The sequence below is a fragment of the Gimesia alba genome, assembly GCF_007744675.1.
GTDB lineage: Bacteria > Planctomycetota > Planctomycetia > Planctomycetales > Planctomycetaceae > Gimesia > Gimesia alba.
Map to the genome: position 1 here is coordinate 1,197,300 of NZ_CP036269.1, position 23,736 is coordinate 1,221,035.

Sequence of the window (23,736 nt, forward strand, 5' to 3'; positions counted from 1 at the left end):
CAATTGTTATAATCGGTGACTCTTCTTTTTTCTCGTTTCAAATTCATTTCTATTTTGGGGGCCACATGAAACAGCGCTTTACTGTTGCCGCCTGTCAGTTGTTTGATGTGCAGGATGACCTCGAACAGACTCTGGAGGAAATTATCGAATACGCCACGCAGGCCACCGACGAGGGGGCGACGCTGGTTTGCTTTCCGGAAAATTATTTGCAGGGTTACACCGTCGACGAACGGCAGGCGAGGCGGCGTGCCATCGATTTGAGCTCAGTGCAGTTCGCGGAAATTCTAAAACAACTCAAGCCGTTGCGTCCGACGCTGGTGATCGGGTTGATTGAGAAGGTCGAGGAGAGTCTATATATCACGGCGGTGGTGGTACAGCGGGGAAAACTGCTGGGGCACTATCGCAAGAACCGACTGACCGCCGGCGAGCGATTGTATGCGGCGGGAACGGAGACGCCGGTTTTTGAAGTGGACGGGCTGCGGTTTGGGATCAATATCTGTTACGATACGCAATGTTCCCAGCGGGCGGCTGCGGTGGCGAACCAGGGGGCGGCACTGGTGGTCTGTCCCTGTTATAATATGCTGCATCCCGAAAACGCCGAAACGTGGAAAGAGAAGCACAACGCGATTCGCGCGGAGCGGGCGCGGGAGACGGGACTTTGGCTGCTCTCATCCGATGTGACCGGCGAACGGGACGGACAGATTTCCTACGGACCGACGGCAGTGATTGACCCTGGGGGGGATGTGGTGGCGCAGGTGCCTTTGTTGGAAGAAGGCCTGCTGGTGCAGGAAATATTGGTTTGAGTTTCAAGGATGGGCCGTGATAGAAAACTTCTCTTTGTTTGATGCCCACTTTCATATCATTGATGATCGCTTTCCGCTGGTTCCCAATCAGGGATATCTGCCGGAGCCGTTTACGGTTGAAGATTACCTGGGACGGATGCAGGATTACAACATGTGTGGCGGAGCCGTCGTATCGGGTTCGTTTCAGGCGTTTGACCAGACGTATCTCGTCGATGCCCTTAAGAAACTCGGGTCCGGTTTTGTGGGAGTCACACAGGTGCCAGCTACGGTGACAGATACCGAACTGCAGGAGCTCGACTCTGCCGGCGTACGGGCGCTGCGGTTCAATCTGAAGCGGGGCGGTTCAGAAGAACTGTCTCAGTTAGATCGGATGGCGCGACGCGTTTATGAGTTGGTCGGCTGGCATGTGGAGCTCTATGTCGATTCGCGTGAACTGGACGAGTTGGAACAGACTCTGTCAGCCTTACCTGCGGTCAGCATTGATCATCTGGGATTGTCACAGGCAGGGTTTTCGACATTACTGCGCCTGGCAGAACAGGGAGTGCGTGTGAAAGCGACCGGCTTTGGTCGGGTCGACTTTGACGTGCGGGGCGCGTTAAAGGATTTGTACTCTGCGAATCCCGAAGCTCTGATGTTCGGTACCGATTTGCCTTCCACCCGCGCACCGCGGCCTTATGAGGATGAGGATTTTTTGCTTGTTGCGGATACTTTGGGAACCGAAGCCGCCAGCCGAGTCTATTCAAAGAATGCACATGAGTTTTATCGCGTTGAGGATTGAAACGAATCTGGGTTTCGTAAACGAATGATGTCATGAGTAAAGATAAACCGGAAACGGGTCTGATTGGCGGAGTGGAACGACGAGTGATTCAAATCTGCGATTACGATCCAGAGTGGCCACAGAGATTTCAGGAGCAGGCGCAGCGGATTAGAGAGGCCTTGGGGGCAGCCGCGCTTTCGATTGAGCATATCGGTTCGACGTCTGTGCCGGGACTGGGAGCAAAGCCGATTGTGGATCTATTGCTGGTGGTGGCGGACGCGGCAGATGAAGCCAGCTATCTCCCGCAGTTAGAAGAGGTCGGTTATGAGTTACGGGTTCGAGAGCCGGATTTTGAGGAACATCGAATGTTACGGACGCCGAAACGAGATGTGCATATTCATGTCTTCTCAAGCGAGGCAACAGAAATTAAGCGACTGCTGGCGTTTCGCGATCGTCTGCGCACGCATCCTGAAGATCGACAGCGATATGAGCAGATGAAACGACAGCTGGCACAGCGGGACTGGTCCGACATGAATGCTTATGCAGACGCGAAGTCGGAAGTGGTGGAACAGATCATTCGTGCGAGCCATGTTGCAGGAAACTTGTAAACTGTTTCTAAGAAACGGGTTCGAGGTCTGGTTGACCATCGGTGTCATTGAGAACTGTGATTGACTGATTTTCGGGGATGGCTTATTGTGCATCCCCGGCGAGTCACTCATTTTCACAGGGAGGTCGAGATGTCAGTGAGTTTTCAGAAGTCTGGCTGGTTTATCCGCGGCATCATTGTTTTCTGTTTGACGTTAATGGTCTTTGTATCGGGGATCTTGATCCAGGGGGCCACTTCCGGAGGATCGGCCAGTGGTCGACTGGCCAATGGTCGTTCGGTGCAGGCACGCTCGGATGCCTGGTCGTTAGAGACGCGATTTTCAGGAGATACGGCGATGATTGATACCGCCGGTTACAAAATCGTGGTAGCTCCCCGGGAATTGAAAGTGGATGGCAAGCCGGTCGCTAAGATTGACGTTGCAGTCAAAGCAGTCGACGTAAACGTACAGGGTGGTACGGTGACCTTTATGGCGAATGGGAAATCGGTCGGGACGTATCGACGATAGGTTTTTTGATTCGTAAGTGCCAGTCAGGCACTCTGGTAAGAGTGCACCTCGCGATGTTTCCACAAAGTGTATTGTCTGTGCTGCGCGCCGGTTTCTCTTCGAGTTTCTTTTCTGTTGAGTTACGGACAGAAAGTCTGATTCCTGCTTGAGGTCCACAAATGTGTCCTGTCATAATGGGAGCCGGACCTGAATAGACATCTGGATTCTCGATCAAAGGAAAACGCTATGAGTAACGAAGACAATATCGTGATGTATCAAGGCGATGACCCGGAGATGGAGGCTGTCAGCAAACAGGCACGAAAAACATTTCGCTATTTCTGGCGGGAGATGTCGTGGGAGTATCGGCGGATTATTCCCGGACTGGATCTGGCAGCGGTGAAATTTCCGTTTACCGATCTGGACGTCGCGCCCGGCGATCCAGATACCGAGCATATGTGGGTCAGCGAAATTCAGTGTGACGGCAAGGAGTTCACGGGCACCCTGCTGAATTCGCCGGCGTGGCTGACGAATATCAGTGCCGGGGATCCGGTGTGTGAGCCCGTGTCCGAAATCAGCGACTGGATGTTTTCAATTCAAGGCAAAGTTTATGGTGCGTATACCGTGAACCTGCTCCGTTCGCGGATGTCTCCTCGAGAGAGGAAAGAGCACGATCAGGCCTGGGGGCTGGATTTCGGCGATCCGGAAGAGATTGAAGTGGTTTATGTCGAGCCGCAGCAGACAGCGGGCTTTTTGGGTTTGTTTGGCAAGAAGTCGGTCATCGATCCGGAAGAACGACGTCGGGCCATGATCGAGCATCCGATGAGTATCAACATGGGAGAATCACTGAAAGAGTCTCTCAAAGAGTCCAAAGAGATGTTGCATGCAACGGACGAGGATGGCTGGACGATGCTGCACCGCGATGCGCTGGCAGGCAATGCGACGATTGTCAAAATCCTGCTGAAATATGGGGCGGATAAAAACTTAAAAACCCCGGACGGCGATACGGCCTTGGATCTGGCCCGGATCTTCGGCTGGAAGCATGTGATCAAATTGCTTTCGGATTGAGATATTGATTCGTTGATGACCGAGAACATTATCAGGAACCTGAGTACATAGAGTAATACTGACCTGAATAGATTAGAAGGAACTCTGATGGGGGCTGCATTTTTCATTGTGTTGGAACGAGACATTGATGGGGTTGATACATTCATAGATGGGAAAGCACTTTCCCGCTCGATTGATGCGCTGGATCAGGCTGCAAGAGAGCAAGGCGTACGTCCCTTGTCCGAGTTTTTTAGTATTGATGCCGAAGAGGCGGCTGCTTTTCTAGAAGGAGAAGGCGCTGACATGGACGACATCGAGTTACCAGAGCTCCAGCAATTCTCGGCTGATGATGGATTGACCACTGTTTCCGCCTTGCTGACGCATCCGGTTGGACAGTCTGAGGGGGTTCAAGAAGATTTACTCGAGTGTCAGCGGCTCCTTATTCTGGCAGCAGAGCAGAAGATAGACTGGCACTTTGAGATTGACTATTGAGGCGAAGAGATGCCTGATCCCAAACAGTTAAAAGTGAATGATCGGGTACGGTTTGTCAGTCTGCCTGAGGAATGGGATAACCCGAAATTTACTGTGCATGCCAGTTGTGTCCGCTTCATGAAACAGCTGATTCAGCGAAAGTATTCTTCACAAATCCATGAGCTTGACGAAAACGGTTTTCCCTTGATCGAAGCCCGGATACGAACAGGAAAAGTAATCGTTTATCATGGCTGGTGTATTTTTGAAGAGACTGGCTGGGTGAAAGTGCAGCCTCGAAAGAAGAAGTGACTTCCAATGACAGACATCACCGTCGATCTGAATGGTTATCGAGTGAACCTGCGCGTGGCGGCGATTGTGACGCGCGGGACGGAAGTGCTGTTGTGCCGACCTCGGGGGCATGACTGGTGGTTCCTGCCGGGGGGGCGGATTAAGACGAATGAAGACTCTCACGCCGCGCTGCACCGGGAACTGACCGAAGAGATCGGTCCGGGGTTTGAGGTGATCCGGCCGACAGTTATCGTGGAAAATTTCTTTGACCTGGACGGCACGCACTTTCATGAACTCTGTACGATTTATGAAGTCGCCTGGAATGGGGACGCGTTGAATGGGAATCCAGCGGTGTATGAGGAAGTGTTTGCCTGGTTTCCACGGGAGCAGTTGGCGGACATCGTGCTCAAGCCTGATTTTCTGAAAGAGCCGATCAACAATCCGCAGCCTGGCCTGCAGCTGATTGTGAATCGGGACAATTGATGTGAGGGATCACCCCACTACTTTTCACTGGTGGCAAGCTACCAGTGCCACCCCGCCGGGACAATGAAATGACTGACCGCAATCGCGTGTTTACGTATATCACGAATGGGGACCATCTGCTGGTGTTTGACCATGTGGATTTTCCGAACGCGGGCACACAAATTCCGGGAGGCACAGTAGAGCGGTGCGAGACGCCGGAAGCAGCCGCGCTGCGGGAAGCTCGAGAAGAGACCGGACTGGGGTCACTTTCGATTCGATCCTTTATCGCAAACGAAACAGTGGATCTGACACCCTTTGGGAAGCCGGAAACAATCAACGGCTGGTTTTATCATCTGCAATACGACGGGGAACGTAAAGACTGCTGGCGGCATACAGAGCAAACACCCGGTGATGGCAATTTGGACCCAATATTGTTTGAATTGTATTGGATCTCGCTTGAAGGAACGATTACGCTGAATGGCGTTGATGGTCGGTATCTGGACCAGATTCGGGAAGTGCTTTTCAAAAGTGGTTCGTGAGATGTAACTCCAGTTTTCGCAGGAATTCATATGAATGATTTATTTCAACGACAAATTTCGTCGCGTACCGGGTTTCTGCTGCTGTTTCTCGCCGTCGTACCTCCGCTGGTTCTTTCTTATCTGAAGGAAAATCAAATTTGGCTGGGAGTGCCTTTACTGGTAGTGCCGTTGATTCTGATGGCGGTCTGGAGTGATCTGGGGTTTCTCCTGGGGAGCTTAGCTTTCTGGGGGACTCTGCTGGTCATGACATGGGGCACCGTGGAGGAAGGGCAGGTTGACAATCCGCTACCTGGGTTTGCGGCTGTTCTCGGATTTGGTCTTTACATTCTGTTCTATGGTCCGGTGTTCCTGTTTATGAAGTCAAGTAACCGATACAAGGCAAAGTGGTTGAAGGAAAGTCCCGCTGACTTGCATGACTTAGAATTTCACGATCCGGGTCAGGCCGCCAGAGGAAGCAAATGAGTGGACCGGAAGTTCATATCGAATCCTATTTTTCAATCGAAACTGATCTGGCGCAAAGTTTTCGCGAATGGTCAGAGTTTGTGAAAGGGGAAGGTTATTGTGTCGAACTGCAATCTGACGACGGCGGTTTGGTTCTGATCAATCTCATACAGACGGATGAAGAACGTCCGTTGATTCTGGTGAAATCAGATCACGAAGGAGAACTGTTTCAGCGTGCTTTAGGACTAACAACCTACCTGCTGGCGGGACATAGTGATTGCGTCATGGTTCACCGCCGGGTTTGAATGTACACGAAGAGATTACAGGATTTCACTACTTTAAATTTCAGATCTCGAATTGTATGATATGCCTGTAAGTCGGACCGAGGTTTGCGTTTTTTGATCGGGTGCCGACTTAAGACCTTTTTTGATCAGAGTTTGAGAACTATGTCTTCATCATCACAGTCTGTTACGAATGACCGGTTGACCTCGGAGGAATTTGAGAAATTCGAGCAGGACGGCTATCTGATTCTGCGGAATCTGTGTCCTGAATCGCTCAGGCAGGAGATGCTGGCGGCGACGAAAGACGGTTTGGCTCGGGTGGTGGAGCCGGTCGAGTATGAAGCAGATGTGGAATACCCGGGCTCGCCTCCTTCCCGGAATGTGATGGGTGGGGAAACCGTGCGGCGGTTGCTGCAATCTCATAGCCGGGGCATGTGTTTCACGGAACTGGTGAATCATCCGGCCATCGTGGGACGTCTATCTCAATTGCTGGGTCCCGATTATGTGATGCCGCTGGCGCATCATAATTGTGTAATGACTAAGCAGCCGGAATTCAGCAGCGATACGATGTGGCATCAGGATATCCGGTTCTGGTCATTTGAACGCAAAGAGCTGATCAGTGTCTGGGTGGCACTGGGTGAGGAGAGTCTGGATAACGGCTGTTTGAAGGTGATCCCCGGAACGCATCGGATGGAATTCAAGCCCGATCAACTGGATGAACGGATTTTTCTACGGCCCGATGTGCCTGAGAATCAGGAGTTGATCGATACGAGTGTCGCTGCGGAATTGCATCCGGGTGATATTCTGTTTTTTCACTGTCGGACGTTTCATGCAGCGACCCGGAATTATACGAACCAGCCGAAGTTCTCGGCGGTGTTTACGTTTCGGCCTGCAGATAATCCGCCGGTGAGCGGTTCGCGTTCGGCGTCGCTTCCCGAATTGATTATTCATACAAACCGGTAGACTCGCAACGTCATTTATGTTGCTGGGTGCGCGTGAAGTGTTCTGCACCGTCGGTCAAGCCGACGGTGGCACACGCCAGCGTCATCAAGTAAGGCACACAATCACAAAAAAACTGCTCTCCGTGTGCCACGGCCCGGCTTGTCCGGCCGTGCTGGTACGAGATCTAGATTTATTCCATGGTTTCAATCATCAGGAGCCCGGAATTAGTTTGGGGCTGTCAGTGGATGTGTTCGATTACAGTAGCAGAGATCGATATTGATTATTGTAGCGACGGCAGCAAGTGTTTGCCCGTCTGGTGACCTTCGGCATATTATTTTGCTTTCGAGGGGAAGGGTAATAGCGATTTATTGCTTTCAAAAGCATCACGTTGATTCTGTGGGCGACAACATAGGGTTGCCTCGGAATTTTGTCTGAAAATCGCGATTTCACATTCGCTGTTGGCAAGCCAACAGTGCCACACCATTTTTTACTACCACGAAAAACACGAAAACACACGAAAAAAATGAACAGGGTGGTGGGTGGTCTCGAATGTAATTCGAGATTGCCGTAGGCAACAGGAAGTTGCCAGAGAACGGTGTCGTGTTAAGTTATAGAGATCGATTTGGAATGTCGTAGGGTGCGGACCTATGTGTCCGCCCGCCTGTTGAGTTTCGAGTTTATATCCTGCTTTTGAAGGCACTGTTTACAACGTTCGAGTGTCTCTTCAAGAACAATGTTGATAGCGCGGGTCGACACATGGGTCGACCCCTACGCGCGGTTGTTGAGGCAACAGTGCGACGCGGGATATGCTTGAATGCTGCTTACTTGACGTGGGGAGAGTCGAGTTCGGGTTGGGGTTTGGTTTCGAGGAACTGGGCAGCACCAAGATATTTGCCCCAGGAACCGAAGTAGCCGCGATAAAGCATGATGAGATAGGCGGGCACGATAATCGGGCGGATGATAAAGGTATCGAGCAGAACGCCGAAGGCGAGGGCAAAGCCGAGCTGCTGCATGCCGACCAGGGTGCCTGCCATCAGCGAAGAAAACGTGCCGGCCATGATGATACCACAGCTGGAAATGATGCCGCCAGTATTTTTTAACGCGGAGATCACGCCGTCCACGGGGCCTTTGGTTTTCTGTTCTTCGTCGATACGGGTAATCAGATAGATATTATAGTCTTCACCGACGGCGATCAGAATCGTGAAGAGAAACATGGGAACTTTCCAGTCGAGGCCGGTAAAGTTGTGTGGATCGAGTGCCCAGAAGACAGCAAAGGTAATGCCCAGCGTGACCAGATAACTGAAAAAGACGCTGACGATCAGATACGCGGAGATCGCCGGTCGTCTGAGCAGGATCACCAGAATGATGAAGACACTTCCCAAAACGAGAATGTCGATGCGGGCCTGATCCTGGTCGGTCACGTTTTTTAAATCGCTGATACTGGCAGTCGCACCAATATAAAAGAGTTCGCTGTTATCGCGTAAATCCGGCGGCAATGACTTTTTGACTGCTTTTTTAACGCGTTCCAGTTGTTTCATGCTGTCATGCGAGAAGGGATCTTTTTCGAGGATGAGATCCATGCGCGTCACATGATTTTGATTTTCTTCGTCGTCAGGTTCTGAACTGACGTAGTAGTTTTTAATGAGTTTGATACGGCTGATCGCTCTGATCTTTGCCAGGCCGCGCAGGTCTTTGGCTTTTTCCATTTCATCGGCTGCCCCGATGCCGAATGGTTTGGTCATATTACGAATATCGGCAATGCCGAGTTCGTCTTTCTGTTTCAGCAAATCGTCCGTGAGATCTTCAATGGCCGCTCGGCCTTCCGCATCCGAGAAATTGATCTGCGGATTTTTGAACAGCAGAGTCAGCGGCCCTGTGGCGCCGGCCGGGTAGTGGCCTTGAACTGCTTTGGTGCCGACGACACTCGGATCTTCACTGGGTAGTTCTGAAAGTAAGCCGTAACTTAAATTTCCATAACAGGCCAGGCTGATCAGTGCGAAGGGAAACAGAACCAGGAATGTGGAGAGCCAGATTTTGCCGGGGCTTCTGAGCAGTGCTTGTGAAACAGAATCCCAGATGGAACCGGTCCAGTTGCGTTGCATGAGTCGGGCCATCACGCTGGACGGGGTCAACCAGCCAGCAGAAATCGCCACACGCTCTGAGAACGTTTGCGGCCAATAGGCCAATCGTCCAGCGAGACAGAGCAGGGCCGGGGAGAGTGTGAGCGAGGCGAGCAGCACGAAAGACAGGCTGAGGGCCATGGCGACGCCCGCCTGTTGGAACTTGCCAAACTCAGCAAAGACCATCATGCCGATGCCGCACATGGTAGTTCCGGCACTGGCGGCCAGAGCCGATCCAACAGTGGCGATAGAGTTGGAAATTGCTTCTTTGAATGTACATTCTTTGTCGAGTTCTTCTCTATGGCGGGCAATGAGAAACAGACAGTAGTCGACTCCAGCACCGTAAAGAATGACAGTGACATAAACTTCAATTCCTGAGAAGAGCCCGACGATGCCCCAGCCTCCCAGAATCGCGAGAACGGACAGGGCGATTTTCACGGAAACAAACACCGTAAATAACGGGATCAGCGCAAGAATGGGCGCACGGTAGATGATGATGAGCAGTAGAATCACAAGCAGAACGGTCCAGAGTTCGGTTGCTTCCGCGCTCTGATTGGCGGCGCGGATCATATCGCGGCCGACCGTGGCGATGCCGCTGAGGGCGATGTCCAGGCCTGGTTCAATCGACTTCTTAAATTCATCATCATGCTGAATGAGGTTCTCGATACTCTCGACTGTTTTCCCGTTACTTTGATCGAGAAATTCTGTCGAGAGTTCGACAATCACCAGCGAAGCTTTATTGTCTTCACTTTGCAGCAAATCGCCGATGGTTTTGTCTGTATAGGTGCGGATGCGCGAGATGTTTGAAGGGTTCTTCGTTTGCTCAGACGAGTCTCCTTTTGGCGCCAGGTCCTCTTTCTGATCCGACTGCGTTTTGTCCTGATCCTGATGCTCCTCCGGATGGGCAATCTCTTCGAGTTTCGGTTTGAGTTTTTCCTCAATGAATTTGAGGTCTTTGGGCATTAATCCCTGGTCGCCGTGCTCACGACGGACGACGATCACAATGCTGCTGGCGAGCAGATCATCGGGAAAGGCGCGCTTGAAGAGCTTTTCGCCTTGTATGCTGGGGGAGTCGCCTGGCATAAATGCGAATTCGCCATTTTGTACGACCGTAGACCATTCGGGTGCGGCATATGATATTCCGATTAATGCCAGAACCCAGCATACCAGGAAGATTTGCCAATAACGGACTACGGTGTTGCCTAGAACTCGAAACATAGAGATTGCTAACAAAGAGCTGATGAAGAGACGTATAATACAGTTTTGAAGACACGAAACAGTTTCAACAGAGTTTCTTGAAACCAGGACAAAATGCGTGAGGTATCTACAGTAACTTCAGGTCTTCGTGCCGTCAATCTTCACACATTCGGGTAGACAAATGCAAGGCCAAGCAGAGCTGAATTGTCATGTGAAGATGAAATGTGTGTTTATGTTCATTTTTTGTAATCAAAGAAGAAAATTGATTTTGTATCTTCCGTTCGATATGTCATAATAGGCATCCCCATGGTGTTCGGCAATCAGGCAACCGCGGCGATTCTCCCAAGGTTGTATTGATTGTCGTATGAAATGGACTGATCAATGGCGAATTCGAGCTGAACTGAAATCGCTTCATTTCTCTACAATCGTTCTGACGATGAAAAGGAATTTCTTATGTTTCGTAATCAGCGTAGTCTTTCAGGTCTATCTATATTGTTAGTCCTGTTCTTCGTGGTTTGCCTGTCACCTGTGATGGCTTCTGCGCAAACGATTGCCCGTTGTGGCGAAGGCTGGCTGGAGAAGATTGACGGTTACTTCGTGCTGCACCTGAAAGGGACCCATTATGAAATGGGATATCAGCAGGGTGTTCTGTTGAAGGAACACGTACGAAAGAACATGTACAACCTGTTGAACGAGAAGGGCGAGACAACACTGGTTGATTTTGGACTGGTGAAATTGAAGCCGCGTCAGGCGATTGAAACAGTGATCCAGATTCAAAAGCCTTACACACCTCAGAAGTATGTGGATGAAATGCGGGGCCTGGCTGCGGGGGCCGAGATCGCGTATGAAGATGTGCGGGCAACCAATTTTATTCCGGAAATGTTCCACTGCAGTGGGTTTTCAATTGCGAATTCTGCGACAAAAGACGGGACCTTATACCATGGTCGTGTCTTAGATTATGCGTGCGACTGGGGTTTGCAGGATCATGCAGTCCTGGTGGTAGCCGAGCCTAAGGGGGGCATTCCGTTTGTGAATGTTTCCTATGCCGGTTTTATCGGATCGGTCACCGGAATGAATATGGAATCCGTTTCGATTGGAGAAATGGGAGGCCGGGGTCTGGGGCACTGGTCGGGAGTGCCGATGGCATTTCTCGTACGAGAAGTGCTGGAGACGTCCAAGAATCTTGATGAAGCAATTGCCGTTTTTCGCGATAACTATCGAACGTGCGAATATTATTATGTGATCGCCGACGGTAAAACAAACCGGTCGGTTGGTATGGCGACGAGCTGGGAAAAAATGGAACTGATTCAGCCCGGCGAATCGCATCCACTGCTTCCCAATCCGGTGAAGGATGCTGCGCTCCTGTCAGCCGGCGATCGGTACAAAGAACTCTCGAAGCGCGTGCAGAATGGTTATGGTTCCTTTACCGCGGAGTCGGCGATTGAATTGATGAGCCGCCCGGTGGCGATGAAATCCAATTTGCATAATGTGTTGTTCGAGCCCAAATCGACCAAGCTCTGGGTCGCGAATGCCAGCACGGATGGGAAGCCGGCTGCGAATCAGAAGTATTTCAGTTTTCAATTGTCTGAGTTGCTGAAACGAAAGCCGGATGCCAAGGCACCCGTTTATCCGATGCCTAGTGGTCAGGCGGTTTCACAGAAAACGAAATAGATTCAGGAAGCCCAGCAGGCAGGCAGATCAGCGGGCCTGTGCCTGTCTGCTGGTTTATTCCTCAATGAGTTGCAGCCAGGCTTCCGGCAGAAATTCTGGGAGATCTGAGGCAATCATCGCAATTTCAGACATTTCCGCTGCGGCCAGATCTCCGGCGAATCCATGTATATAAGCGGCGAGTTGTGCGGCTTCGAAAGCCTGCATGCCCTGTCCGACCAGCGCCGTCAGGATTCCGGTCAGCACATCACCACTGCCGCCGGTCGCCATTCCGCTGTTGCCGGTAGGATTGATGGCAAGACGTGTGCCATCGGTGATCACGGTGTGCGCACCTTTCAATACGAGGATCACACCCTGTTCTTTTGCAAACGTTATTGCAAGGGTTTCGCGCTGCGCTTCGATTTTGGAGATCGGTTTGTTGATCAGCCGCGAGAATTCGCCGGGGTGCGGCGTTAGAATCCGCGGTCCTGCTGCGGTGGGAAGCGGTTTGTCTGAACGCGCGAGGGCATTCAGGGCGTCGGCATCGACAATCAACGTTTGCTCGACTTCAGCAAACAGTTTGAGGGTTAACTTCCGGAACCATTTCTGTTGTCCGCAGCCGGGACCGATGGCGACGGCATCGAAGCTGGGAATTTGATCGAGTAACTGTGATTCGGATTCAGCAGTGAGTTGGGCATCCTGATCCAGCGTGAGCGGGATTGTCAGATAACAGGGGTTCACAGTCGCTACAATGGATTGAATCGTTTCGGGAATTGCCAGAAAGACGAGTCCCGCACCGCTGCGCAGGGCTCCGGTTCCGGCGAGACAGGCGGCGCCACTCATTCCTGAACTGCCGGCGATGACCAGAACTTTTCCGAATGTCCCCTTGTGAGAATTTTCAGGACGCTGTGGTAGTGCGGGCAGGTCAGAAATTCGTTGAATATTCATGACAAAACTTCTTTCAAATTCAAACAACATGAGTAAAATGTGACTTCATTTTGGCAAAGAACGCGGCGGCTTCAATGGCCGTTGGTTTAGTCGTTCGGTTTTTCTTACTTGTACTAAAGTATTGCATCAGATTCTTGGCGGTTAGTATAGGTTGACTGAGAAAAATGGGGTGGAGGGAATGAGTGGAACTTCCATTTATCCTGTTGAAACGATGACCCTTAAGACTCCCCGTCAGGGAAGAGTTCATTATACTTTGTTTGCCTTTTTAGAATGAAATATATTTCATTATACTCACATCATCGCGTCTGCGCGTTCGATCAGGCAGTGGAACTCAAATAAGAATCAACCTCGGAAAGACTCTGGGGGATGACAGAATTACATACATCGTAATTGATTGGATGGATCTTCAATGGCTACAAAAAAAACTGTTTATGAAAAACTTTGTGACCTGGCCGGCAACCTGTGGTGGAGCTGGCAGCCGGATGTGACTCAGATTTTTCATCTGATTGATCCAGATAAATGGTCCGAACTGAATCATAACCCCGTGCTGCTCTTGAAAGAGTACTCGCCGGAGGAGTTGGATAAAAAATTAAGCAGCCTCAGTCTGCATTCGCGTGTGAATGTGGCCTACCGTCGTTGGCAGGAATACATGGAGCGTTCTGAAACCTGGGGTTCCACGAATGCCACGATCTTAGGGCATCGCTGTGCGGCTTATTTCTCAGCCGAGTTCGGGATTCATGAATCGCTGCATATTTATTCGGGCGGTCTGGGTGTGCTGGCGGGCGACCATCTGAAAAGTGCATCGGACCTGGGGTTGCCTCTGGTGGCCGTTGGTTTGTTTTACGGAGAGGGGTACTTCTCACAGCATATTGATAAAGAGGGCTGGCAGCAGGAATCGTATACGGAAGCGAAAACCAAGAACCTGCCAATTACTCCCGCGTTGACCCCGGATGGAAAACCAGTTTCAATTTCTGTCTCGACGCGTTCGGGCGAAATCTTTGCCAAGGTGTGGCGGATTGATGTGGGCCGCGTGCACTTGTATCTGTTAGACACAGACGTTCCTGAAAACAGTGAAGAAGATCGTAATCTGACGGCCCGCTTATATGGCGGCGATCAACGGACGCGTATTCGACAGGAAATCATGCTGGGGATCGGCGGCGTTCGTGCACTGGAAGCGATTGGCATCGAACCGAGTGTGATTCATATGAATGAAGGTCACTCGGCGTTTGCTCCTCTGGAACGCGTTCGCAACCGGATGCATGAAGACGGATTTTCATTTGACGATGCATTGCGGGATGTGGCGGCTGCCTGTGTCTTCACAACGCATACGCCAGTTCCCGCCGGTCACGACCGGTTTGATGCAGGGTTATTGGAAGAACACGTCGGTCCGCTGGGCGATCAACTGGGGCTCGATCATCATGCATTGATGAGCCTGGGCCGCGTTGATCCGCAGAACGAAGGCGAATCGTTCTGTATGACGGTGCTCGCGTTCAAACTGAGTCGTCTGGCGAATGCGGTTTCGAACTTGCACGGTGTTGTCAGTCGGCGGATGTGGGCCTCGTTATGGCCTTGGCGCAGCGAAGAAGAAATTCCGATTGGCCACATCACCAACGGCGTGCATATGCCGACCTGGCTGGCAGCGCCGATGCGTGTGATTTATGACCGTGTGCTGCCGACGAAGTGGTATTATCGAACAGGGGAAGCTGATGTCTGGGCGGGGATTGAAGAAATTTCGCCCGGGGATCTCTGGGAAACGCACCAGGCATTGAAAAACCGGCTGATTCAGTTTTCGCGCGATCTGCTGGTGAAACAGGCACAACGCCGCGGGGCATCTGATACGGAAATCGGCCATTTATCAACGGCTTTGAATCCGGATGCATTGCTGATTGGCTTTGCTAGACGGTTCGCACCTTATAAACGTGCAGACCTCGTGATGAAGGATATGGATACGTTCCTCAAAATTATCGAAGACTCAGAACGGCCTGTGCAGTTCGTCTTTGCGGGTAAAGCACACCCGGCTGATGAACGCGGCAAGCAGATTATCCAGCGGATATTCAAACTGACGCAGGAGCCGCCGTTCCGCGGTAAGATCGTGTTGCTGGAAGATTACGATATCAACCTCGGGCGGCATCTGGTGCAGGGCGTTGATGTCTGGTTAAACAACCCACGTCGTCCGCTGGAAGCTTCCGGAACCAGTGGTCAGAAAGTGGTGTTGAACGGCGGGCTCAACTGTTCCATTCTGGACGGCTGGTGGGCGGAAGCCTTTGATGGCAGCAACGGGTTTGCCATTGGAGAAGGGCGGACGCACGTGAATCAGGAAATTCAGGATGACCGCGATGGTCTGAATCTGATGAAGGTACTCAAGGAAGAAGTCATTCCCTTGTATTATAAACGCAATGAAGACGATCTTCCTCTGGGATGGATCCACCGTATGAAACGCGCCATTCGTACTCTGGGTTGGCGGTTCAACGCTGACCGGATGGTGATGGACTACGCAGAAAAGATGTATCTACCGGCAGCCGGTGGTTTATCCAGCCAGATTAAGGGAGACTCTTCTCTCTAAGCATCGAGCCTCGGATTCAATCCAGCGGCTTATAATCATTACAACGGTTACAGGAGAGGGAATCCCTCTCTTTCCTGTAACCGTTTTTTTTGTGTCAGTTCCTATTGTCAAGACGGAGTCTGTTTGCGGGCTGGTTTTCTGAAACTCTTGCTCAACATCGTCGGAATCCACGAGCTAACTTTTAAGTAGAAGTACTTACGAGAGTGTTCCCCGGCTCCTGAAATTTCCCGGAATTCGATCGGGTCGTAGGCCGATGTCGCAAGGCATTCAGCGCCTGATCTGCATTTGAGATCTGGGTGTGCGAGTTTTGTCGTGAGGGAACGCTTTACAGATAGCTCGATTCAGCAGAAGGCGTTTATCCAATGAGTTCGATGGCAGCAGGACAGTCCAGTGTTCCGTATAAAGGTCAGATTCCTCCGGGAGAATTATCCGACCTGGTGAATGGTTATCTGGATGTGGAGCTTTGGCGGAATACCAGTTGGTTAACCCGTCTGGAATTGGAAGAGCCACGCGTCGATGTTCGCAATCTGTCGGAGCGAACCCGTTTTATGAAGCGGTCGCTCGACATTGTTGTCTCTTTCACAATGCTGATTTTGTTGTCTCCACTGCTCTTGTTTCTGGTCGTGCTGGTCAAACTCACCTCGCCCGGCCCTGCAATTTTCAAGCAGACCCGTGTCGGTTTGAATTTACGAAACAAAGCGAAAAGTGATCGCCGTCAGGAACAGATTGATTTACTGGAACTCGATCTGAGTTCTGATCGTCGCGTTTCCGGTTCGGATCGGCGTGATGAAACTGGCTACGGAATGCCGTTTACGTTATATAAGTTTCGTACGATGACGGTAGACGCCGAGAAAAACGGTGCCCAGTTTGCGGTGCAAGGTGATCCGCGCGTGACCCGTCTGGGACGCTTCATGCGGAAGACACGGCTGGATGAACTGCCGCAGTTGTGGAATGTGCTTAAAGGGGAAATGACGTTAGTCGGCCCTCGTCCCGAGCGCCCGGAGTTCATTGAAGGATTGAGCAAAGAGATTCCCAACTACATCAATCGACTGGGGTTGAAGCCCGGTCTGACCGGCGTGGCGCAAATCGTGAATGGATACGATAACAACATTGAAGGCTTTCGCAGAAAAGTCTCGCTCGATCTGATGTATTTGCAGAACTGCTGTTTCTGGAATGACATGAAGATCCTGTTCCGAACGATCCGCGTGATCCTGACCGGCAGCGGCGCACTATAAATTTTGCGCAGGTGTGTCGTCAGCTTGAAGTGTGCCACTGATGCGATTCAGGAACCCGCCTATCTCTGGCCAGAAGAGAAACAGGAACGCGCCCAGTAGCATGCCGATCGTGTTTTGAATGGTTCTGTGCATCACCAGATGATAGGAAGTCAGTTGAAATCGATGTGATTCGATTGTTGTTTCCAGTGGGCCGAGGATGGAAAAGACGATCAGTCCCATAGTCATACCAGTGAGCGCGAGGCAGAACGACGTTTGCTGTTTCCAGCTTCCCACAATGGCCCCGAGCACCGCACCGCTATAATACAGAATATGGAACTGTGCCACCACGCCCTGATGAAGCACCATTCTGCCAGGAAGCGTCACAATTTTTTCTGAACTCATATGCAAGGCATACCACCAGCCCAGACCGGTGCCGATGAGTATGCAGAGATAGATCAAAGGTTTTGATTGGAACATTCATGTTCCTCTAATCAATTTTAAAGACAAAGAGTTGTGACCAGCATGCTGTAAAAGTCACTGTTCTAGATGGACTTCTGTTGGAGTAGAATCAATTACTTGGAAAAAACCTCTCAGAAACCAGAATAACCAACAGAAGGACATTACAAAAAAAAGATACCTAGCCTTCGTTCCATTGCTTTACTAGCTAAGAGATAGTCATCAAAGGTAAAAATCGGCTGATTCTTTTTGTAGATCGCTATCAATTGATGATCGGAATAAGAAAATCGAACCACATCTCCCAGTTGAACTTGCTTCATATTTTTTCTGAACATTGAATTAACGAATAAGAATAAAGTCTGGTCACCGTTTTTCAAAATGATATCATAATCTTCATGGTCCAGAGAACTTACGATTCCGTCATGTAACTTAGGGATTTCAATTTTTAAAATATTGGGAACAAAGAACTTTAATGATGCGAGCGTGAAAAGAGAAACAAAGAGAATAACTGATTGAATGAACGTCGATTTATTCGTGAAATTGATTCTACTGTTTTTAGCTTCTGATATTTCAGATTGTAGCTGAGGTCGTTTTTTTCTGGCAATTCGCGTTGCCTGAGAGAGAATATAAAGAATTGTTCCAATAGTAATTAATAGCAAAGTTTCTACTGGGACAGAAATTATTTCGCGTGAACCAAGCTCTAAAATTAATAATATGGCAAAGAGAAGGTTTGCTGATAAAAGCAGTGTATTGTCACTTCGTTTAGGGTCGTGTTTAGTTATTTGCTCTCCAAAGAAAACGAGCCATTTTGACTTGAGCATTTTAAACATAATAGAGATGAATCGCTCTCAGAGTTTTTCACTGATTGTACACAGTTGATGCCCCAGTGCGGATTATTTTTTTCTACCACCGTGCTTTATGCGAAGAATTAATAGTGGTCATCAATTCTGTTTGCTTGCTTTGCGTGTGCGTTCCTGATAATCTTGAAGGCGTGGAGAGCGAGCCAACGAGATGTTTATTTACGGCGTCGATGAGATTTGGCGCGAGGTTAATTGATGTTTGTCTGGCTCGGTAATTTAAGGCGTTTCAGGGCACGCAGGCTGATCAGCTTGCTGGTGCTCGTCTCTTTTTGCGCCTCGTTTGTTCCGCTGCCGGTTGCCTCCCGTTCCCCGGACAAAAAAGACCAGAGTGTTGCTTACCCCTGTCAGAATCGTCCCTGTGGTTGTCAGTCTGCCGAAGCGTGCTGGAAGGGCTGTTGTTGTTTTACCAACCGGGAAAAGGTGGCCTGGGCTGAAGCAAATGGTGTTACTCCGCCGACTTACGTCATCGCAGCCGCTGCCAGAGAATCGGCCGATTCCGTCTGTAAAGCAGGCGGCTGTTGCTCAAAAACCAAGTCGGCCAAGGCAAGCCAGCTCATTCCAACGGCTGCTAAAACAAAGAGTTGCTGTTCTTCTTCTCATTCACATTCGGCGAATGTGCCTACGGTCAAAGCGGCTGAGGAAGAGAGTGAGATACAGTTTGTGATCGGCGTCTTCGTGCAGAAATGTCAGGGGCAGGGATTGTTCTGGAACAGTCTGCCTTGGGCGATTCTGCCAGAAGTTCAGGCCGGCCTGGTTCACGCTGATCCTGTTGTCTGGTCGCTGCCTGTTTCGCTGACTGCTCCTGCACGTGCGGTTGAGCCGCCCGAGCCACCTCCTCGTGTGCTGTCGGCTGTATAAGCGATAGCCTGAATTCGTCTCCACGCTTTGATTCCGGGGTGCTGCTGCGCACTGTGAATCAATCGGGCGGAAGGACGTGCGGCTTGTGCTGGTGCGCTTACGGCGGGACGCGGCTCGCTCTCCACAAGGCTGGTTACGGGCCTGCTGTGAGCGTGCTACCACCGGCCGCACAGACCTCCCGGATTCAGACGTTTTTAAAGCTTCTCATTCACTTCTGCGCGGAAGGTACGCGCGGTGAATTGAATAGAACCACACTATTTAATCTTTATCTTGCGAGGAAACTCCATGTTATTCCCTGAATTTGACCGGCGGCGTGCGCGCAGCGGGTTTACGTTAATTGAACTTTTAGTCGTCATCGCCATCATTGCGATTTTGATTGCCCTGTTGTTGCCCGCGGTTCAGCAGGCGCGGGAAGCAGCCCGGCGGGCACAGTGTAAAAATAATCTGAAACAGATTGGTCTGGCGATTCATAATTATGAAAGTGCATATCGTGTCTTTCCCGGTTTGTCTTCCGAGAGTGCCTATGGCTACTCGGTGCAGGCGCGGATTCTCCCGTTTGTGGATCAAGGCAACCTGCAAAATCTGATCGACTTTGATATCCCCCTAATGGTCGGTTCGGGAGGCAGTCAGTCGATGAATCCGGTTCATAATACGGTTGCAGGGCAGGTATTGCCGTTGTTTCTGTGTCCGAGTGAACCGGAGTCTCCCATTTTTCAAAATGCGAATACGGGGAGCGGCGTCTTTGCCGGCACAAATTATGTCGTCTGCACGGGAGACGGGACCGGGACGAATTATGACACACGCGCGCGGACGAACGGAATGTTCTTCTGGGGATCGGCCAGCCGCTTTCGGGATCTGACGGATGGTTCTTCGAATACATTGATTCTGTCAGAGTCGTTAATGGGGAACAAACTGGACGGCAGCGGTCTGGTGACTGATCCACAGCGGCAGATGGCCCGTTATCGGGGCGGCGGAATGGGGGCTGCCGGTGAAGGTTTCACAAGTGCGCCGGGACACAATCCGGATATCGCAGCCGCGGCGAATGCGGCGGGCAATTATGACGGGCGTGGACGGAGTTCCTGGATCTGGGGCCGCGAGCACCTGACCTCGTTCAACACCTATATGACGCCGAACTCGGATGTGCCCGATGTGCATCGCAACGGGTTCGGCTGGTTTGCGCCACGGAGTATGCATATCGGCGGTGTGCATGTGGGTCTGGGAGATGCCTCGGTGCGGTTTGTGAGTGACAGCATCGATCTTACTCTCTGGCGGGCTCTCGGAACTAAAGGGGGCGGTGAAGTCATCGGCGAGTTTTAGCAACCGGCGTTGACCCTTCTGTTTCATTCAAAATAATAAAAATCGATTTCTAACGTTTCGAGGAGAAACTAAGATGAATCAACGTGTATCAAATTCACGATTGGCAGGCTGGCGAAGCAGCCTGCTTTCAGCGGGGATTGTGCTGTTTACATTAGTGGCCTGTCTGGCAGGAGAACCATCAACCCAAAAATCAAACGTGCAGCGCTGGCCCGGTTTTCAAGGCGCGGGAGCGACAGCGTTGACTGCCGATTCTCTGCCGCTGACGTGGTCACCGACCAGGAACATCGCCTGGCAGACTGAGATTCCCGGCAAAGGGCAATCGAGTCCGGTGATCTGGGGCGACCGGATCTTTGTGACGTCAATTGAAGGGGAGATGAAAAACGACTGTCATGTGGTGGCACTGGATCTGAAGCAGGGGAAATTACTCTGGGATTTTAAGACCGCCTCATCACAGCCGGTGCGCGGGAATTATTTTCAGAGTCGTTCGGCTCCGACTCCCGTTGTGGATGCGGAGCGCGTGTATGCGTTCTTCGAAACGGGGAATCTACTGGCGCTCGACCACGACGGCAAGCAGCTCTGGTCGCGTTCTTTGACGGAGGATTACGGCGAATTTGAAGTCCGCATTGGTCTGGCTGCTTCACTGGTGCAGACAAAAGACACGGTGATTGTGCTGATTGATCATGAAGGACCCTCGTATCTTTTGGCCGTAGATAAGCAGACGGGAAAGACGAAATGGAAAACCGACCGCTTCAGCCGACAGAGTTATGCTTCACCTGCGCTATTGAAGATTGACCAGGCCGATCAAATCGTCTGCAGTTCGAGCGGCAGCGTGGACGGCTATGATCCCTCTACGGGAAAACTGTTGTGGATGTACGAAGAGGTTGGCGGCAATCGGGCTTGCACGCCGTTGTCTTTTGGTGATGGCAAGTTTTTAATCAGTGCGTCTCCCGGCATGCACGACGAGCGGCTGGCGGACGCGAAGAAATCGAATTTTGCGATGCAGGTCAAACGCGTCGGTGAGGAATTTCAACAGACGATTCTCTGGAAAACCAGTAAAGCCATGCCGACCTTTGGTTCGCCAATGGTGTATCAGGGGTTGGCGTACTGGGTGAATAAGGTGGGGGTCGTGTATTGTTTTGATGCGGAAACAGGCCAGCAGGTGTATGTCAAACGGCTGGGGCAGCCCTGCTGGGCGACGCCTTTGGGACTCGGTGATCGGATTTACTTTCCCGGCAAAGATGGCCTGACGACGGTGATTGCCGCCGGGCGAGAGTTTCGGATTCTGGCAGAAAACGAACTGATTGATGGTGCGACCGAGGCGGGGGAAGCTGACCTGAAACGTCGGGCGGAAGCTGGAAAGCGACGAAGTACCGCGCAGCAATCCGGAAGCAGGACTGCTGGTGAAAACAGCGGCAATACCGGTGGACGGCCGCGAACACGCAATGGTTTGACCTTTGCCGATCCGGTACAATATGGGTATGCGGCGGTGAATGGTGCGCTGGTAATGCGCACGGGGAGCCGCTTGTATTGCATTCGTAAACTTCCTGTTGGGGATCAAAACCAGCAGGGAGAGAAAGTGACGACAACCGGAGGGGCTGCGCAATGAATGTGTTTCATCAAAATCTGATTGCGCTTTTCACAGTCATATTGTTGCAGAGCCCATTTGCCGAGGCGGCGCCGCCTCTTAATTTTGAAGCTGCACCGGTCAACTATAGTGATGCGACGCCGCAGAATGTGATCACCCAATTACAGAGGGCGCTGGATACTGGCGAAAAAAAATGGGAGTATGCAGACGATTTCGGTTATCTGCTTCCGTTGCTCAAGGATCTAAAGATTTCTATTTCATCACAAATGCTGCCGTTTTCAAAAACGAGTTTGCAGCGGCATTTGATCGGGCCGGATCGACCGCGGGCTTTGTATTTCAATGACGATGCGTATGTCGGCTACGTTCAGGACGGGATGCTGGAACTGATGGTGACTGATGAAAAACTGGGGATGGTGTTTTATACGTTGAAGCAGACGCCAGCGAAGAAGCCTCAACTTCAGCGACAGGTGGCAAGTTGCATGACTTGTCATGCTTCGACGCGCACGAAAAATATTCCCGGTCTGCTGGTGCGCTCGATGTTCGTTGATCCGGTGGGACTGCCGGTGATCTCGGCGGGCAGTTTTCGAACGGACCATTCCAGTCCGCTTTCAGAGCGTTGGGGAGGCTGGTATGTAACGGGCACGCATGGAAAAACAACGCATATGGGAAATTTTCACCTGGCTTCCTCAAAGCGGCCGAAGAAGCCGATTGAAAACAAGACAGGGCTGAATCTCAAGAATCTTTCATCACTGAAAGAGATCGCCCACTATCCAAGCCCGCATAGTGATCTTGTGGCACTGATGGTTTTTGAGCATCAGATCGACGCGCACAATTTTATCATCCGCACGAACTATGCCTGGCAGATTGATGTGCATAACGGAGATACAGAGCAAGAGGACGCAGTCTGGAAGCAGGAAGTGGAGCAGCTGGTGAAGTATTTGTTGTTTGAGAAAGAAGCGAAACTGGAATTTCCAATCCAGGGGACTTCCTCGTTTGCAACTGAGTTTGCGAAACAGGGCCCCTTTGATTCTCAGGGGCGGTCTCTGCGACAGTTCGATCTCGAGCGACGACTGTTTCAATTTCCCTGCAGTTACATGATTTATTCGAAGGCGTTTCGATCATTAGCTGAACCCGTGCGAACCTATGTCTATCAGCGATTGAAGGGGGTGATTAGCGGTGATGATGAGTCGTTGTTGTCTCAAAAGATGTCTGAATCCGATCGTCAAAATCTGGCAGAGATACTTCCTGCAACCATCCCGGAATTGAAACAGGTGTGGGAACGGATGGGAAGTTCTGCATCAGCACTGGTTCCGTAGCTTCAGTTCGTGGGTCGTGTGACTTTCGGGTAGGATACTTGCTCTTGAGTTGCTGAAAGGATCGACGATAAATGTTATTCGTAGGGGCAGGTCTATGTGCCTGCCCGCCTGGTGAGATTCGATGTTGTATTCTGCTTGTGAAGGCACCGGTTGTAACGTTCGAAAGTCACCATAAGAACAACGTCGATAGTGCGGGCGACCACATAGGGTCGCCCCTACCTGGATTTGACAAACTTATTAATATGAATTTTCTTCCGGGGCGTGAAGGTGTCAAGAGGGAGCGACAAAAATTACCTTTCGAAGGAGCGATGATATGCTAAGAAGTGCTTTCAATTTCCTGTCTGGGCCCGATTCCGCGCTACGATGTCGCACGATAACTGAGGTGCGGATGAGCACGGTTTTGGAAAATCGTGCTGAAACAAGCGGGTTTGATGGTGCTGATTTTCTCAGTGGTTTGGAGATTTCACCTGAACCAGTAGTGCTCACTCGCGCGCGCGACGTTATCTCCGCATGTTAGACGAGGGCGTGGATGTGTC

At 51.0% G+C, this 23,736-nt stretch carries 23 protein-coding genes; 19 read left to right on the forward strand and 4 right to left on the reverse strand.

Annotated features, from left to right (window positions below):
• Nucleotides 1-65 precede the first annotated feature (65 nt).
• The 12 genes from Pan241w_RS04590 to Pan241w_RS04645 all read left to right on the forward strand — a co-directional run bounded on the left by Pan241w_RS04590 (nt 66) and on the right by Pan241w_RS04645 (nt 7,140).
• The gene (locus tag Pan241w_RS04590; RefSeq protein ID WP_145211625.1) at nt 66-803 is read left to right on the forward strand and encodes a carbon-nitrogen hydrolase family protein; all 738 of its coding nucleotides are present in this window, start codon (nt 66-68) and stop codon (nt 801-803) included.
• A 16-nt stretch (nt 804-819) separates the two neighbouring features.
• Nucleotides 820-1,581, forward strand: a complete 762-nt coding sequence (locus Pan241w_RS04595) for an amidohydrolase family protein (protein ID WP_198000321.1) — start codon at nt 820-822, stop codon at nt 1,579-1,581.
• Between the two features lie 32 nt (nt 1,582-1,613).
• Nucleotides 1,614-2,168 carry a GrpB family protein gene (locus Pan241w_RS04600; RefSeq protein WP_145211631.1) on the forward strand — a complete coding sequence of 185 codons (555 nt, stop codon included), beginning with the start codon at nt 1,614-1,616 and terminating at the stop codon, nt 2,166-2,168.
• Between the two features lie 129 nt (nt 2,169-2,297).
• Nucleotides 2,298-2,672, forward strand: coding sequence for a hypothetical protein (locus tag Pan241w_RS04605; RefSeq protein ID WP_145211634.1), 375 nt, complete (start codon nt 2,298-2,300; stop codon nt 2,670-2,672).
• A 225-nt stretch (nt 2,673-2,897) separates the two neighbouring features.
• A complete protein-coding gene (locus Pan241w_RS04610; protein WP_198000322.1) occupies nt 2,898-3,716 on the forward strand; it encodes a DUF2314 domain-containing protein in 819 nt (272 codons plus the stop codon).
• An 87-nt stretch (nt 3,717-3,803) separates the two neighbouring features.
• Nucleotides 3,804-4,187: a hypothetical protein gene (locus Pan241w_RS04615; protein WP_145211637.1), complete on the forward strand. Its 384-nt coding sequence runs from the start codon at nt 3,804-3,806 to the stop codon at nt 4,185-4,187.
• Between the two features lie 9 nt (nt 4,188-4,196).
• The gene (locus Pan241w_RS04620; protein WP_145211640.1) at nt 4,197-4,475 is read left to right on the forward strand and encodes a hypothetical protein; all 279 of its coding nucleotides are present in this window, start codon (nt 4,197-4,199) and stop codon (nt 4,473-4,475) included.
• Between the two features lie 6 nt (nt 4,476-4,481).
• Nucleotides 4,482-4,937 (forward strand): NUDIX hydrolase, encoded by a 456-nt coding sequence (locus Pan241w_RS04625; RefSeq protein WP_145211643.1) that lies wholly within the window; start codon nt 4,482-4,484, stop codon nt 4,935-4,937.
• Between the two features lie 68 nt (nt 4,938-5,005).
• On the forward strand, nt 5,006-5,455 hold the full coding sequence (locus Pan241w_RS04630; protein WP_145211646.1) for an NUDIX hydrolase: 450 nt from the start codon (nt 5,006-5,008) through the stop codon (nt 5,453-5,455).
• Between the two features lie 30 nt (nt 5,456-5,485).
• Nucleotides 5,486-5,917 (forward strand): hypothetical protein, encoded by a 432-nt coding sequence (locus Pan241w_RS04635; protein ID WP_145211649.1) that lies wholly within the window; start codon nt 5,486-5,488, stop codon nt 5,915-5,917.
• Nucleotides 5,914-6,201, forward strand: coding sequence for a hypothetical protein (locus Pan241w_RS04640; RefSeq protein WP_145211652.1), 288 nt, complete (start codon nt 5,914-5,916; stop codon nt 6,199-6,201). Before Pan241w_RS04635 ends, Pan241w_RS04640 begins: the two co-directional genes overlap by 4 nt.
• A gap of 141 nt (nt 6,202-6,342) precedes the next feature.
• Nucleotides 6,343-7,140 (forward strand): phytanoyl-CoA dioxygenase family protein, encoded by a 798-nt coding sequence (locus Pan241w_RS04645; RefSeq protein ID WP_145211655.1) that lies wholly within the window; start codon nt 6,343-6,345, stop codon nt 7,138-7,140.
• Nucleotides 7,141-7,940: 800 nt separating this feature from the next.
• Here Pan241w_RS04645 and Pan241w_RS04650 read toward each other — a convergent pair.
• Nucleotides 7,941-10,457: an MMPL family transporter gene (locus Pan241w_RS04650; RefSeq protein ID WP_145211659.1), complete on the reverse strand. Its 2,517-nt coding sequence runs from the start codon at nt 10,455-10,457 to the stop codon at nt 7,941-7,943.
• Between the two features lie 432 nt (nt 10,458-10,889).
• Between Pan241w_RS04650 and Pan241w_RS04655 the strand changes: the two genes are divergently transcribed.
• The gene (locus tag Pan241w_RS04655; RefSeq protein ID WP_145211662.1) at nt 10,890-12,107 is read left to right on the forward strand and encodes a C45 family autoproteolytic acyltransferase/hydolase; all 1,218 of its coding nucleotides are present in this window, start codon (nt 10,890-10,892) and stop codon (nt 12,105-12,107) included.
• A gap of 54 nt (nt 12,108-12,161) precedes the next feature.
• Here the strand turns inward: Pan241w_RS04655 and Pan241w_RS04660 are convergent, their stop codons facing one another.
• Entirely contained in the window at nt 12,162-13,031 is an 870-nt protein-coding gene (locus Pan241w_RS04660) for an NAD(P)H-hydrate dehydratase (RefSeq protein WP_232107354.1), read from the reverse strand.
• A 409-nt stretch (nt 13,032-13,440) separates the two neighbouring features.
• Between Pan241w_RS04660 and glgP the strand changes: the two genes are divergently transcribed.
• Nucleotides 13,441-15,594, forward strand: coding sequence for an alpha-glucan family phosphorylase (gene glgP / locus Pan241w_RS04665; RefSeq protein ID WP_145211668.1), 2,154 nt, complete (start codon nt 13,441-13,443; stop codon nt 15,592-15,594).
• A 362-nt stretch (nt 15,595-15,956) separates the two neighbouring features.
• Nucleotides 15,957-16,829 (forward strand): sugar transferase, encoded by an 873-nt coding sequence (locus tag Pan241w_RS04670; RefSeq protein WP_145211671.1) that lies wholly within the window; start codon nt 15,957-15,959, stop codon nt 16,827-16,829.
• On the opposite strand, the gene Pan241w_RS04675 is transcribed toward Pan241w_RS04670, so the two are convergent.
• On the reverse strand, nt 16,824-17,285 hold the full coding sequence (locus tag Pan241w_RS04675) for a hypothetical protein (protein WP_145211674.1): 462 nt from the start codon (nt 17,283-17,285) through the stop codon (nt 16,824-16,826). The two genes, Pan241w_RS04670 and Pan241w_RS04675, sit on opposite strands and share 6 nt — an antisense overlap.
• Before the next feature lie 143 nt (nt 17,286-17,428).
• Nucleotides 17,429-18,094, reverse strand: coding sequence for a hypothetical protein (locus tag Pan241w_RS04680; RefSeq protein WP_145211677.1), 666 nt, complete (start codon nt 18,092-18,094; stop codon nt 17,429-17,431).
• Between the two features lie 225 nt (nt 18,095-18,319).
• Between Pan241w_RS04680 and Pan241w_RS04685 the strand changes: the two genes are divergently transcribed.
• The 4 genes from Pan241w_RS04685 to Pan241w_RS04700 all read left to right on the forward strand — a co-directional run bounded on the left by Pan241w_RS04685 (nt 18,320) and on the right by Pan241w_RS04700 (nt 23,200).
• Nucleotides 18,320-18,982 carry a hypothetical protein gene (locus Pan241w_RS04685; RefSeq protein WP_145211680.1) on the forward strand — a complete coding sequence of 221 codons (663 nt, stop codon included), beginning with the start codon at nt 18,320-18,322 and terminating at the stop codon, nt 18,980-18,982.
• 285 nt (nt 18,983-19,267) lie between these two features.
• A complete protein-coding gene (locus Pan241w_RS04690) occupies nt 19,268-20,299 on the forward strand; it encodes a DUF1559 domain-containing protein (RefSeq protein WP_145211683.1) in 1,032 nt (343 codons plus the stop codon).
• A 73-nt stretch (nt 20,300-20,372) separates the two neighbouring features.
• Nucleotides 20,373-21,905 carry a PQQ-like beta-propeller repeat protein gene (locus Pan241w_RS04695; protein WP_145211686.1) on the forward strand — a complete coding sequence of 511 codons (1,533 nt, stop codon included), beginning with the start codon at nt 20,373-20,375 and terminating at the stop codon, nt 21,903-21,905.
• The gene (locus Pan241w_RS04700) at nt 21,902-23,200 is read left to right on the forward strand and encodes a hypothetical protein (protein ID WP_145211689.1); all 1,299 of its coding nucleotides are present in this window, start codon (nt 21,902-21,904) and stop codon (nt 23,198-23,200) included. Before Pan241w_RS04695 ends, Pan241w_RS04700 begins: the two co-directional genes overlap by 4 nt.
• Nucleotides 23,201-23,736: the final 536 nt, after the last annotated feature.